Annotated in this window: 13 protein-coding genes; 3 read left to right on the forward strand and 10 right to left on the reverse strand. The window is 57.0% G+C overall.

Annotated features, from left to right (window positions below):
- Nucleotides 1-2: 2 nt before the first annotated feature.
- The 10 genes from CER19_RS04810 to rpmH all read right to left on the reverse strand — a co-directional run bounded on the left by CER19_RS04810 (nucleotide 3) and on the right by rpmH (nucleotide 9,269).
- Nucleotides 3-410, reverse strand: a complete 408-nt coding sequence (locus CER19_RS04810) for a F0F1 ATP synthase subunit I (protein WP_010565865.1) — start codon at nucleotides 408-410, stop codon at nucleotides 3-5.
- Nucleotides 411-558: 148 nt separating this feature from the next.
- Entirely contained in the window at nucleotides 559-1,431 is an 873-nt protein-coding gene (locus CER19_RS04815) for a ParB/RepB/Spo0J family partition protein (protein ID WP_116665567.1), read from the reverse strand.
- A gap of 9 nt (nucleotides 1,432-1,440) precedes the next feature.
- Nucleotides 1,441-2,238 (reverse strand): ParA family protein, encoded by a 798-nt coding sequence (locus CER19_RS04820; RefSeq protein WP_056790763.1) that lies wholly within the window; start codon nucleotides 2,236-2,238, stop codon nucleotides 1,441-1,443.
- Nucleotides 2,239-2,256: 18 nt separating this feature from the next.
- Complete coding sequence (rsmG, locus tag CER19_RS04825) at nucleotides 2,257-2,901, reverse strand: 16S rRNA (guanine(527)-N(7))-methyltransferase RsmG (protein ID WP_116665568.1); 645 nt, start codon at nucleotides 2,899-2,901, stop codon at nucleotides 2,257-2,259.
- Complete coding sequence (mnmG, locus tag CER19_RS04830; RefSeq protein WP_003195895.1) at nucleotides 2,898-4,790, reverse strand: tRNA uridine-5-carboxymethylaminomethyl(34) synthesis enzyme MnmG; 1,893 nt, start codon at nucleotides 4,788-4,790, stop codon at nucleotides 2,898-2,900. The genes rsmG and mnmG overlap by 4 nt, the downstream gene beginning before the upstream one ends.
- A gap of 550 nt (nucleotides 4,791-5,340) precedes the next feature.
- Entirely contained in the window at nucleotides 5,341-6,711 is a 1,371-nt protein-coding gene (gene mnmE / locus CER19_RS04835; RefSeq protein WP_116665569.1) for a tRNA uridine-5-carboxymethylaminomethyl(34) synthesis GTPase MnmE, read from the reverse strand.
- Between the two features lie 79 nt (nucleotides 6,712-6,790).
- Entirely contained in the window at nucleotides 6,791-8,473 is a 1,683-nt protein-coding gene (gene yidC, locus CER19_RS04840) for a membrane protein insertase YidC (RefSeq protein ID WP_116665570.1), read from the reverse strand.
- Nucleotides 8,474-8,475: 2 nt separating this feature from the next.
- A complete protein-coding gene (gene yidD / locus CER19_RS04845; protein ID WP_019816912.1) occupies nucleotides 8,476-8,721 on the reverse strand; it encodes a membrane protein insertion efficiency factor YidD in 246 nt (81 codons plus the stop codon).
- Complete coding sequence (gene rnpA, locus CER19_RS04850; RefSeq protein ID WP_020302575.1) at nucleotides 8,714-9,121, reverse strand: ribonuclease P protein component; 408 nt, start codon at nucleotides 9,119-9,121, stop codon at nucleotides 8,714-8,716. The genes yidD and rnpA overlap by 8 nt, the downstream gene beginning before the upstream one ends.
- Nucleotides 9,122-9,134: 13 nt before the next feature.
- Complete coding sequence (rpmH, locus tag CER19_RS04855) at nucleotides 9,135-9,269, reverse strand: 50S ribosomal protein L34 (protein ID WP_003213577.1); 135 nt, start codon at nucleotides 9,267-9,269, stop codon at nucleotides 9,135-9,137.
- Nucleotides 9,270-9,854: 585 nt separating this feature from the next.
- On the opposite strand from rpmH, the gene dnaA reads away from it, so the two are divergent.
- Genes dnaA through recF form a run of 3 tightly spaced genes read left to right on the forward strand, consistent with a single transcriptional unit; the run spans nucleotide 9,855 to nucleotide 13,638 of the window.
- Entirely contained in the window at nucleotides 9,855-11,372 is a 1,518-nt protein-coding gene (gene dnaA, locus CER19_RS04860) for a chromosomal replication initiator protein DnaA (RefSeq protein ID WP_116665571.1), read from the forward strand.
- Nucleotides 11,373-11,410: 38 nt separating this feature from the next.
- On the forward strand, nucleotides 11,411-12,514 hold the full coding sequence (dnaN, locus tag CER19_RS04865; protein ID WP_003187250.1) for a DNA polymerase III subunit beta: 1,104 nt from the start codon (nucleotides 11,411-11,413) through the stop codon (nucleotides 12,512-12,514).
- Between the two features lie 20 nt (nucleotides 12,515-12,534).
- Entirely contained in the window at nucleotides 12,535-13,638 is a 1,104-nt protein-coding gene (recF, locus tag CER19_RS04870) for a DNA replication/repair protein RecF (protein ID WP_003187251.1), read from the forward strand.
- Nucleotides 13,639-13,640: the final 2 nt, after the last annotated feature.

The raw sequence follows: 13,640 nt of genomic DNA on the forward strand, positions 1-13,640 counted from the left end.
CCCTAAGGTTTCGAAAGTCTTGTTTTCATTAGCAGGGGAGCGAACCAGCTGACCAGTTGGGTCAACACGAAGACGCCGAATACAGCCAGCGGCGCCAATGGCTTCACACCTGCAAAGGTCAGTGCAAACAGCACTGCCGTCAAAATCAGTTTCCCCGCCTCGCCGGCATAAAAAGACCGGACAATAGCCTGGGCTGCTCGGGCGCCGGAAAACCGAAAGGCCCTGTGAGCAAAATACATATTGGGCAGCAAGGCTATCAGGCCTCCGCAGAGTCCTGAATACCCGGCTACGACTCCATGCCAATACCAAAGCGCCAATGCGGCGATCAGCAAAATGACAAATTGAGCCAGTAAAACCGGAAAAACAGCCAAGCGATGGAACGGCAACGTGTTTGGCGTGCGGGTTTCCATCACTCTTGCTCCTCAATGGTCGGCTGCCGGAAATCAATAACTTGGCATAATTTGTGCCGACAAAATGCGCGCAGAGTATAGGGGCGGTTCAGCCCCTATTCAACTGTCGGGGAGTGATTTCCGATCACGCGCTACATAAGCAAATGTTTCAGCGGATGTGGGCAAGGACGCCTTGAAGCTCGTCAAGGGAGTTATATCCGATGACCAATTGCCCTTTGCCCTTCTTGCCGTGACGAATTTGCACCGCAGAGCCCAGGCGCTCGGCCAGGCGCTGCTCAAGTCGCGCGATATCCGGATCAGGTTTGGCGGTTTCGACCGGTGCAGGTTTGCCGCTCAGCCACTGGCGCACCAGCGCCTCGGTCTGACGTACGGTCAGGCCTCGTGCGACAACGTGTCGCGCCCCTTCAACCTGTTGATTTTCCGGCAAACCGAGCAACGCACGGGCATGGCCCATTTCCAGGTCGCCGTGGGACAACATGGTCTTGATCACTTCCGGCAGCGCGATCAAACGCAACAAGTTGGACACGGTGACGCGGGACTTGCCCACTGCCTCGGCCACTTGTTGCTGGGTGAGCTGGAATTCCTGCTGCAAACGCTGCAACGCAATCGCTTCTTCGATCGGGTTGAGGTCTTCACGCTGAATATTCTCGATCAACGCCATGGCGATCGCGGTTTCATCCGGCACATCGCGCACCATCGCCGGGATGGTCTCCTTGCCGGCCTGCTGGCTGGCACGCCAGCGGCGCTCCCCGGCGATGATCTCAAAGCGGCCGCCGCCAATGGGGCGCACCACGATGGGCTGCATCACGCCCTGGGCCTTGATCGAGTTGGACAGTTCTTCCAAGGCCTGGGGGTCCATGTCCCGACGTGGCTGGTATTTGCCGCGCTGGATCAGGTCCAGCGGCAAGTGCTGCAGCTCGCGCTCCTCGGCCTGCACCGCTTGTTCTTCAAGCGATGTGACGGTCGGACCACTCAACAGTGCATCCAGTCCACGTCCGAGACCTCGTTTCTTGACGGCCATGGGGATTCCTTAAGTTGGCTGGGCTGCAGCGGTGCGTGAATTGCGGCGTTGGCGGCGAACCATCTCGCCAGCCAACGCCAGGTAGGCAATGGCGCCGCGCGAGGATTTGTCGTACGCCAGCGCGGGCATGCCATAGCTTGGCGCTTCGGCCAGGCGGATGTTGCGTGGAATCACGGTGTCGTACAGCTGGTCACCGAAGTGTTCCTTGAGCTGCGCCGAAACATCGTTCATCAGGCTCAGGCGCGGGTCATACATCGTACGCAGCAGGCCTTCGACTTTCAGGTTCGGGTTGAGCAACTCGGCGATCCGCTTGATGTTATCCACAAGGTCGCTCAAGCCTTCGAGAGCGAAGTACTCGCACTGCATGGGGATAATGACCCCATCGGCGGCCACCAGGGCGTTAAGCGTAAGCATCGACAGCGACGGTGGGCAGTCGATCAAAATGTAATCGTAGTTGTCGCGAATGGGCGCCAGGGCGCTGCGCAGACGGCTTTCTTTCATCTGCATTTCCAGCAGCACCACTTCCGCCGCGGTCAGATCGCGGTTGGCCGGCAGCAGTTGGTAACCGCCGTGCTCGGAATAGTGCATGGCCTGGGCCAGGTCGCATTCGCCAATCAGCAAATCGTAGACCGAGTTTTCCAGGCCGTGTTTATCCACACCGCTACCCATGGTGGCGTTGCCCTGTGGATCGAGATCGATCAGCAGCACCCGACGCTTGGTCGCGACCAGGGATGCTGCGAGGTTGATACAGGTGGTGGTTTTACCCACGCCACCTTTCTGGTTCGCTATCGCGAATACCTTAGCCATTCTTGCTTGTGTTCCCAATCATGCCGTGCGGCGCAGTATCAGCAGATGGCGTTGGCCTTGGCAACCAGGTACGGCCAAGGCGTGTTCGCTATCGAGGTGGAAGTCTGCCGGCAATGCTAACAGCTCGTCGCTTGGATGAACGCCCTTCATTGCCAACCAGCGGGTATCACGGCCGCCCAGGTGGCGCGTCCAGTTGCTGAAGTTCTCCATGCTGCTGAACGCCCGGGACACAATCCCGTTGAAAGGCAGTTCAGGCGTGAATGCTTCGACACGACTGTGGATAACTTGCAGGTTATCCAGCTTGAGTTCGAGTTTGACCTGGGTCAGGAAGCGGGTTTTCTTGCCGTTGCTGTCCAGGCAGGTCACGTGGGACTCGGGAAACAGGATCGCCAACGGAATGCCAGGCATGCCGCCGCCGCTGCCCACATCGAGCCAACGGCCATTTTCGATAAACGGCATCACGCTGAGGCTGTCGAGCAAATGTCGCGACACCATCTCGTCTGGGTCACGTACTGCGGTCAGGTTGTAAGCCTTGTTCCACTTGATCAACAGGGCCAGGTAGCCCAGCAGTAGCTCATGCTGGGCTTCGGTCAGGGCCACGCCCAACTGGCGCGCTCCTGTGGATAACTCTTCGGCGTGTTGCGAGGTGACCAACGAACTCAAGCGCTTTGCTCCAACTGACGGCCCGCGCCGCGTTTTTTCAAATGAATCATCAACAGCGAGATGGCTGCCGGGGTGACGCCTGGGATACGTGAAGCCTGCCCGAGGGTTTCCGGCCGAGTTATCCCCAGCTTGCTTTGAATTTCTTTCGACAACCCGGAAATCCCGGTGTAGTCGATATCCACAGGCAGCTTGGTGTCTTCACTGGCGCGCAGCCGGGCGATCTCGTCCTGCTGGCGATCAATGTAGCCTGCGTATTTGGTCTTGATTTCAACCTGTTCGGCAACCTGTGGGTCTTCTGCGCCGTGGCCAGTCACTTCGACCAGACCAGCGTAGTCGATTTCCGGACGGGAAAGCAGGTTGAGCAAGTTGTACTCATGGGTCAACGGCGTGCCGAATTTTTCCGCAATGGCGTCGCCCTGCTCCGTGCCCGGGCGAACCCAGGTACTTTTCAGACGCTGTTCTTCGAGCGCGATGCTTTCGCGTTTTTTGCAGAAGGCCGCCCAGCGGGCGTCATCGACCAGGCCCAGCTCGCGACCTTTTTCGGTCAAGCGCAGGTCGGCGTTGTCTTCGCGCAGGATCAGACGGTATTCCGCCCGAGATGTGAACATCCGGTACGGTTCCTGGGTACCCAAGGTAATCAGGTCGTCGACCAATACGCCGATGTAGGCCTCATCGCGACGCGGACACCAGCTGTCTTTGCCCTGTGCACGCAATGCTGCGTTGGTCCCGGCCAGCAAACCTTGGGCGCCGGCTTCTTCATAACCGGTGGTGCCGTTGATTTGGCCGGCGAAGAACAGGCCGCCGATCACTTTGGTTTCCAGGCTGTATTTCAGGTCGCGCGGGTCGAAGTAGTCGTACTCGATGGCGTAGCCCGGACGCACGATGTGCGCGTTTTCCATACCGCGAATCGACTGCACGATCTGGATTTGCACGTCGAACGGCAGCGAAGTGGAAATTCCGTTCGGATACAACTCGTGGGTGGTCAACCCTTCCGGCTCGATAAAGACCTGGTGGCTTTCCTTGTCGGCAAAGCGGTGGATCTTGTCTTCGATCGACGGGCAATAACGCGGGCCAATGCCTTCGATCACCCCGGAATACATCGGCGAACGATCAAGGTTCGCAGCAATGATTTCGTGGGTACGGGCGTTGGTGTGGGTGATCCAGCAACTCACCTGTTTCGGGTGCTGTTCCTTGGAGCCCATGAACGACATGACCGGAATCGGCGTATCGCCGGCTTGTTCGGTCATCACCGAAAAATCCACAGAACGCCCGTCAATACGTGGCGGGGTCCCGGTTTTCAGGCGACCGACCCGCAGCGGCAATTCCCGCAGGCGTTTTGCCAGAGCAATCGACGGCGGATCGCCAGCGCGACCACCGGAATAGTTCTGCATACCGATGTGGATAAGCCCACCCAGGAAGGTGCCGGTGGTTAGTACTACGGATTCTGCGAAGAAACGCAGGCCCATTTGAGTGACAACACCGCGTACCTGGTCCTGTTCGACGATCAGGTCATCGGCTGCCTGCTGAAATATCCACAGGTTCGGCTGGTTTTCCAGGGTTTCCCGTACCGCTGCCTTGTACAGGATACGGTCGGCCTGGGCACGCGTTGCACGCACGGCCGGGCCTTTGCGGCTGTTGAGCACACGAAACTGAATACCACCTTTGTCGGTGGCCATGGCCATCACGCCGCCAAGGGCATCGATTTCCTTGACCAGATGGCTTTTGCCAATCCCGCCAATCGCGGGGTTGCAACTCATGGCACCGAGGGTTTCCACGTTGTGCGTCAGCAACAGGGTTTTTACGCCCATGCGTGCTGACGCCAGTGCTGCCTCGGTACCGGCATGACCGCCGCCGATGACGATCACTTCAAAACGGGAAGGGAAATCCACCACGCACCTCGTGCCTGCTTATGTAGGTAATCAGGAATTGTTTGTTGAAAGGGTTTTAGAGCTTTGCGGGCAAGTATAGGGACTTAGGCCTTCCTAAAGAACCCTTTGCACAAAATTTAACCAGCTGTGGATGAATCACAGACAATAGAAATTAAAAGAGAGAAATTTATTAAATCTTTGTTTTTATGTTTATTTATACTGAACCACCTTTCTGTGGATAGATTGCTGTAGGCCTTTATTTACAATGTGTACAGAGATTCAAAAGCCTGTGGTCATGTGCCAATGAGTCCCTTGGATAAGTGCTTTAAGCCTGTGGATTAAACAGGTGGTTATCCACAGAGGGGTTTTTACTCAGGTTTCAGGCCCTGTTATCAACTGGGCACAGGCGCGGTTATTCACAGGGCTTAATCCACAAAAAAGTACCAGCCGAGGCGAATAGCGCGCACGGAAAAACACCGATTGCTCGGCGGGTCAGTCAAAAATGGATTGGGTTGCCCTGAATCGGGCTGAACAGACAGGCGCGAATGGCCTGTCTGTGGACAACGAAGGTCTATTTACCGATGCAGAAGCTGGAGAAGATCCTGCCCAGCAAATCGTCCGAGCTGAACGCGCCGGTAATTTCTCCCAGCAGTTGCTGTGCTTGACGTAAATCTTCAGCCAGCAGCTCCCCAGCCCCCGCCAAGGTCAGCTGGGCCCGCCCGTGCTCCAAGGCCGCGCTGGCATGACGCAGCGCTTCCAGGTGCCTGCGCCGTGCACTGAAGCTGCTTTCCGACGTCTGTTCGTAGCCCATGCAGGCTTTAAGGTGCTCGCGCAGCAACTCCAGACCCTCACCGGCCGATTTCGCGCTCAAGCTGATAGTGACGTGGCCATCTTCGCTGGTTTCCAGGGCGATGGCTTCACCCGTAAGGTCGGCCTTGTTACGGATCAAGGTGACTTTGGCCGGGTCTGGCCGTTGTTCAAGGAATTCGGGCCACAAGGCAAAAGGATCCACAGCTTCCGGTGCAGTGGCATCCACCACCAGCAACACACGATCGGCTTCGCTGATCGCCTTGAGCGCACGTTCCACGCCGATCTTTTCCACCTGGTCGTCGGTGTCGCGCAAACCAGCGGTGTCCACCACGTGCAGCGGCATACCGTCGATGTGGATATGTTCACGCAAGATATCCCGGGTAGTGCCCGCGATCTCGGTGACGATGGCCGCCTCGCGCCCTGCCAGAGCATTGAGCAGACTGGACTTGCCGGCATTGGGCCGGCCGGCAATCACCACCGTCATACCATCGCGCAGCAAGGCGCCCTGCCCGGCTTCACGCAGCACTGTGGATAACTCATCACGGACTTTATCCAACATCGCCAATACATGGCCATCCGCCAGGAAGTCGATTTCTTCTTCCGGAAAATCAATCGCGGCTTCGACGTAGATGCGCAGACTGATCAACTGCTCGGTCAAGTTATGCACACGCAGGGAAAAAGCCCCCTGCAATGAACGCAATGCGTTACGTGCAGCCTGTGCAGAACTGGCTTCGATCAAATCGGCGATGGCTTCGGCCTGGGCCAGGTCGAGCTTATCGTTCAAGAATGCGCGTTCGCTGAATTCCCCGGGTCTGGCCAGGCGGCAACCCAATTGCAAGCAGCGCTGCAGCAGCATATCCAACACCACAGGCCCACCGTGCCCTTGTAATTCAAGGACATCTTCACCGGTGAACGAGTTTGGCCCTGGAAAGTAGATAGCCAGACCCTCATCCAATACGCTTTGGTCGGCATCCAGGAACTGGCCGTAATGGGCATAACGGGGTTTCAGCTCCCGGCCGCTGATAGCCTTGGCTGCTACGCCCGCCAACGGCCCGGAAATTCGAACGATACCGACGCCGCCTCGACCTTGAGCGGTGGCGACAGCAGCGATGGTTTCACGAGGTGCGCTCATCAGCAGGTTCCAGAACAAAAGTGACGGAAAGCAAAACGCCCCACTAGGGGGCGTCTTGAGTGGTTATCCACAGAGTAAATTACGCCTCGGCTTTTTTGGTAGCCGCTTCGATTTTACGTGTGATGTACCACTGTTGAGAGATCGACAACACGTTGTTGACCACCCAGTACAGCACCAAGCCAGCAGGGAACCACAGGAAGAAGAAGGTGAAGATGATTGGCATCATTTTCATTACCTTGGCCTGCATCGGATCCGGCGGGGGTGGGTTCAGACGCTGCTGGATGAACATGGTCGCGCCCATGATGATCGGCAGGATAAAGAACGGGTCTTTGATAGACAGGTCAGTTATCCACAGCATGAACGGCGCCTGGCGCATTTCCACGCTTTCCAGGAGTACCCAGTAAAGCGAGAGGAACACTGGCATCTGTACCAGAATCGGCAAGCATCCACCCAGCGGGTTGATCTTCTCTTTCTTGTACAGCTCCATCATGGCCTGCGACATTTTCTGCCGGTCATCACCATGTTGTTCTTTCAGCGCGGCCAGTTTCGGAGCCACGGCACGCATACGCGCCATCGACTTATAGCTGGCTGCCGACAGAGGGAAGAAAAGCCCTTTGATCAGCATGGTCAGGAAGATGATCGACCAGCCCCAGTTACCGACGATGCTGTGGATATGTTGCAACAGCCAGAAGATCGGCTGGGCAATGAACCACAGGAAGCCGTAATCCACAGTCAGTTCCAGACCTGGGGACAACTCTTTCAACACAGCCTGGCTTTTAGGACCGGCGTACAGGGTAGCGCTGGTTTCAGCCTTGGCACCTGGAGCGACGGTCAACGCCGGGCCAGTGAAGCCAATGATGTAGTTGCCCTGGCTGTCCTTGCGGGTTTGAACCAGGTTCGCGTCACCCTTGTTCGGAATCCAGGCTGTCACGAAATAGTGCTGCAGCCACGCTACCCAGCCACCTTGGACGGTTTCTTTCAGCGTGCCCTTGTCGATATCTTTCATCGACACTTTTTTGTACGGCTCGTTACTTGTCCACAGGGCGGCGCCCAGATAAGTCGCGGTGCCAGTGGCAGTGCTGGAAGACGGATCGGAGCTGGCGTCACGCTTGAGCTGGGCAAACAGGTTGCCGCTCCAGGCTTTGTCGCTGGTGTTGTCGATCAGGTAAGTGACCTTCAAATCGTACAAACCGCGGGTAAAGCTGAAACGCTTGATGTAGTTGACGCCGTCGAGGCTGAATTTCAGGTCGACGTTCAACTGGTTCTGGCCGTCTGCCAGTTGATAAGTCTTCTGCTCGGTCGAATAAACCGGACGACCGGTAGCACGCGCATCCGGACCGTTGGTACCGGTCAGGCCGCTTTGCGCCAGATAAGTACGTTCACCACCGTTATCGAACAGTTGGAACGGCACATCCGGATGGTCTTGGCGACGTGGATAAAGCGGCAGCTTCAGCTGTGCGATATCACCGCCTTGTGGATCGATAGCCAGGTCGAGCACATCCGTTTTCACGTGGATGAGGTCTTTGTTGGTGACCACTGGCGTTTCTAACGGGGCACTTGTCTCGCCATTCGCGCTGGGAACATCGGCACTCGCGGACGCATTGTTACCCAGCGGGGTGTCCGGAATAGCCGGCGCAGCCTGATTGGTAGCAACATTCTGAGTCGGCAGGGCAGCCTGACCGTAGTCCTGGTTCCATTTAAGGACCATGACATAGGACACGATTGCCAGGGCGACGATCAGGATTGTGCGTTTAATATCCATGATTACTCGGCCATCGAAGAAGAACGGGAGGTAGGGATAGGTGGAACCGGGTCATAACCACCGGGATTCCACGGATGACAGCGACCTAAACGACGAAAGGTCAGCCAGCCACCGCGCAGAAGACCATGATTTTCTATGGCCTCTAACGCGTAGCAGGAACAACTGGGGTAGAAACGACAGTGACTGGCCATCAGAGGACTAATGGCATAGCGATAAAACTGGATCGGAACGATTGCCAGTTTACGCATCAAGGCTGTCTACCCCTACAGTTTCGGTGCTGACTGCTGGTGCTGGCTTGTGGGTACGCGCCAAACGTTTCCAGAGCTTGCCGAAATGCTGAATCAATTCGGGGTTTTCTACATCACCCAAGCCTTTGCGCGCGACGATAACAATATCCCAACCAACCAGAGTGTCCTGGTGGAGGCGAAACGATTCGCGCATCAGACGCTTGAGGCGATTGCGCTCAACGGAGAGCTTTACGCTCTTCTTGCCGATCACCAGCCCGAGACGGGGGTGATCAAGATCGTTGTTACGCGCAAGGAGCAGGAGATTTTTCCCCGGAACCTTGCCGGTGGGGGAGTCAAAGACTGCCTTGAAATGCCGGGGGGTTAGCAGACGCTTTTCCCGACTGAAGTCCTGACTCACCACCAGTACCGGATTATCAAACTGCCAGACGCGCACGACCTTTGGCGCGGCGACGCGACAGGACAGCACGGCCGTTCTTGGTAGCCATGCGAGCACGGAAGCCGTGAGTACGGGCGCGTTTGATGGTGCTTGGTTGGAAAGTACGTTTCATGGCGTTGTTACCTGGTTCGTCCACAACGGGCCGGAATGGCCCCCGTTTTAAGAGACCGGCGATTCTAGAGAAAGCAAGCCTCTAGGTCAATTTCCAACCAGCTTTTCCTTTAATTAGATGTCGAGGGGGTCGTGACGCCTTTCTCCACGTTTGGCTTCCATCCGGCATGCCATAGATATAAAAATAAAGAAGGAAGTTATTTAAAGCTTTTCTGTAAAGCTTATAAAAGCTAGGGGCGCAATCATCTGTGGATAACTGCCTTTAGCCCTTGTTCTACGTGTTGTACAGAGAATGACAACACGGGGGAGAAGCGGTGCTCTGCCTGTGCTGCGCTATCGGATAAGCTGTGTGTGGAACAGCTAGTTATCCACAGGCTGGTTACCCACAGACTTTCGACCCCACTTGTACAACGAGCTTAGGTGGGTTTATCCACAGAGCTTATACACAGACCACTGGTCGCCTTTTTAGCGGTTAAGGCATTGATTTTGGGTGGCCTGTGAGCAACCTACATGTGGATAAGTGGACGGCTGGCCGCTACAATGGCGGCTGTTTTTGCCTCACCGGCTTTCAACTTAGGGGATATCCGTGTCAGTGGAACTTTGGCAGCAGTGCGTGGAGCTTTTGCGCGATGAGCTGCCTGCCCAGCAATTCAACACCTGGATCCGTCCGCTACAGGTCGAAGCCGAAGGCGACGAGTTGCGCGTCTATGCGCCCAATCGTTTTGTCCTCGACTGGGTCAACGAGAAGTACCTGGGCCGTGTTCTCGAATTGCTCGACGAACATGGCAACGGTCTGGCGCCTGCTCTCTCCTTATTAATAGGCAGCAAGCGCAGCTCAGCTCCCCGCGCCGCGCCGAATGCACCATTGGCCGCCGCCGCGTCGCAAGCCCAGTCCGCAGTGGCGCCTGTCGCCACTGCACCAGCACCGACAGCTGCGCCGTCCATGCCGTCGTCGCGCAAAAATGCGCCAGAGAATGAGGAGCCGTCCCGCGACAGCTTTGACCCGATGGCCGGTGCCAGCTCCCAGCAGGCGCCTGTGCGCTCCGAGCAGCGTACTGTGCAGGTAGAAGGCGCGCTAAAGCACACCAGTTACCTGAACCGCACGTTTACCTTCGAGAATTTTGTCGAAGGCAAGTCCAACCAGCTGGCCCGAGCGGCCGCCTGGCAGGTCGCCGATAACCCCAAGCATGGTTACAACCCGCTTTTCCTGTATGGCGGCGTGGGCTTGGGTAAGACGCACTTGATGCATGCCGTCGGTAACCACCTATTAAAGAAGAACCCGAATGCCAAGGTGGTTTACCTGCATTCGGAGCGCTTCGTGGCTGACATGGTCAAGGCCTTGCAGCTCAACGCCATCAACGAGTTCAAGCGTTTCTACCGCTCCGTTGATGCCTTGTTGATCGATGACATTCAGTTCTTCGCCCGTAAGGAACGTTCCCAGGAAGAGTTCTTCCACACCTTTAACGCCCTGCTCGAAGGTGGCCAGCAGGTCATCTTGACCAGTGACCGTTACCCGAAGGAAATCGAAGGCCTGGAAGAACGTCTGAAGTCGCGTTTCGGCTGGGGCCTGACCGTTGCAGTCGAGCCACCGGAGCTGGAAACCCGCGTTGCGATCCTGATGAAGAAGGCCGATCAGGCTAAAGTCGATCTGCCGCACGATGCTGCGTTCTTCATCGCCCAACGCATCCGTTCCAACGTGCGTGAGCTGGAAGGCGCGCTCAAGCGGGTCATCGCTCACTCGCACTTCATGGGCCGCGATATCACCATCGAGCTGATTCGCGAGTCCTTGAAAGACTTGTTGGCCTTGCAGGACAAGCTGGTGAGTGTGGATAACATCCAGCGCACCGTGGCCGAGTACTACAAGATCAAGATTTCCGACCTGCTCTCCAAGCGCCGTTCGCGCTCGGTCGCACGTCCACGCCAGGTTGCCATGGCCCTCTCCAAGGAGTTGACCAACCACAGCCTGCCGGAAATCGGTGATGTGTTTGGCGGACGCGACCACACCACGGTCTTGCACGCATGCCGCAAGATCAATGAACTTAAGGAATCCGACGCGGATATTCGCGAGGACTACAAGAACCTGCTGCGTACACTGACTACGTGATGACACCAGCGCAGCTTATTAAGGCAAGGGACTAGACCATGCATTTCACCATTCAACGCGAAGCCCTGTTGAAACCCCTGCAACTGGTCGCAGGCGTCGTCGAGCGCCGACAGACCTTGCCGGTGCTTTCCAACGTATTACTGGTGGTCGAGGGCCAACAGTTGTCCTTGACCGGTACCGACCTGGAAGTCGAACTGGTGGGTCGCGTCCAGCTCGAAGAGCCCGCCGAACCGGGCGAGATCACCGTGCCAGCGCGCAAGCTGATGGATATCTGCAAAAGCCTGCCTAACGATGCGCTGATCGACATCAAGGTGGACGAGCAGAAGTTGGTGGTCAAGGCAGGCCGCAGCCGTTTCACCCTGTCGACCTTGCCGGCCAATGATTTCCCTACCGTGGAAGAAGGCCCGGGCTCGCTGACATGCAGCCTGGAGCAAAGCAAGCTGCGTCGCTTGATCGAGCGCACCAGCTTCGCCATGGCCCAGCAGGACGTGCGTTACTACCTCAACGGTATGCTGCTGGAAGTATCGGAAGGCATCATCCGTGCCGTCGCCACCGACGGTCACCGTCTGGCGATGTGCTCGATGCGTGCCGATATCGGTCAGCCGGATCGTCACCAGGTGATCGTTCCACGCAAAGGTATCCTTGAACTGGCACGCTTGCTCACCGAGCCGGACGGCAACGTCAGCATCGTGTTGGGCCAGCACCACATTCGTGCGACCACCGGCGAGTTCACTTTCACCTCCAAGCTGGTCGACGGCAAGTTCCCGGACTACGAGCGTGTATTGCCCAAGGGTGGCGACAAGTTGGTGGTCGGTGATCGTCAGGCTCTGCGTGAAGCTTTCAGCCGTACCGCGATTCTGTCCAACGAAAAGTACCGTGGTATTCGCCTGCAACTGGCCAACGGCCAACTGAAAATCCAGGCCAACAACCCGGAACAGGAAGAGGCGGAAGAAGAAGTGGGTGTCGACTACAACGGCGCATCGCTGGAAATCGGCTTTAACGTGAGCTACCTGTTGGACGTGCTGGGTGTTATGACCACCGAACAGGTTCGTCTGATCCTGTCGGACTCCAACAGCAGCGCCCTGGTGCAAGAATCCGACAACGACGACTCGGCTTACGTTGTCATGCCGATGCGCCTGTAATCATGCTCAGCAGAAGCTAGATGTCCCTCAGTCGCGTCTCAGTCACCGCGGTGCGCAATCTGCACCCGGTGACCTTCTCTCCTTCCCCCCGCATCAACATCCTCCATGGCGCCAACGGCAGTGGTAAAACCAGCGTGCTGGAAGCTATCCACCTGCTGGGGCTTGCGCGTTCCTTTCGCAGCGCCCGCCTGCTACCCGTGATTCAGTACGAACAATTGGCCTGCACCGTCTTCGGCCAAGTGGAACTGGCTGAGGGCGGTCATAGCAGTTTGGGGATATCACGTGATCGCGGTGGCGAATTCCAGATCCGAATCGACGGGCAAAATGCGCGCAGCGCAGCGCAGTTGGCAGAGATCCTGCCGTTGCAGCTGATCAACCCCGACAGCTTTCGATTGTTGGAAGGGGCCCCGAAAATCCGTCGGCAATTCCTCGACTGGGGCGTGTTCCACGTGGAACCACGTTTCATGGCCACTTGGCAGCGCCTGCAGAAGGCCCTGCGGCAGCGGAACTCATGGCTGCGGCATGGTACACTTGACGCCGCTTCGCAAGCAGCCTGGGACCGTGAACTGTGCCTGGCCAGCGACGAAATAGATGAATACCGCCGCGCCTATATCAAAGCCTTGAAACCAGTCTTTGAGCAGACCTTGAGCGAGTTATTGGACCTCGAGGGGCTGACGCTGAGTTATTACCGGGGTTGGGACAAAGAACGTGAGCTGAGTGCAGTGCTTGCAACGTCCTTGCAACGGGATCAGCAAATCGGACACACCCAGGCCGGCCCCCAGCGCGCTGATTTGCGCCTTAGATTAGGTGCACACAATGCTGCGGATATCTTGTCCCGCGGCCAGCAGAAGTTGGTGGTCTGTGCGTTGCGTATCGCGCAAGGTCACTTGGTTAGCCAAGCTCGGCGCGGTCAGTGTATTTATTTGGTGGATGACTTGCCGTCGGAACTCGATGAGCAGCACCGCCGCTCGCTATGCCGCTTGTTGGAAGACTTACGCTGCCAGGTGTTTATCACCTGTGTAGACCACGAATTATTGAGGGAAGGCTGGCAGACGGAAACGCCAGTCGCTTTGTTCCACGTGGAACAAGGCCGTATCACCCAGACCCACGACCATCGGGAGTGAAG

This window comes from Pseudomonas sp. GL93 (assembly GCF_003408955.1).
GTDB classification, from domain to species: Bacteria; Pseudomonadota; Gammaproteobacteria; order Pseudomonadales; family Pseudomonadaceae; genus Aquipseudomonas; species Aquipseudomonas paracarnis.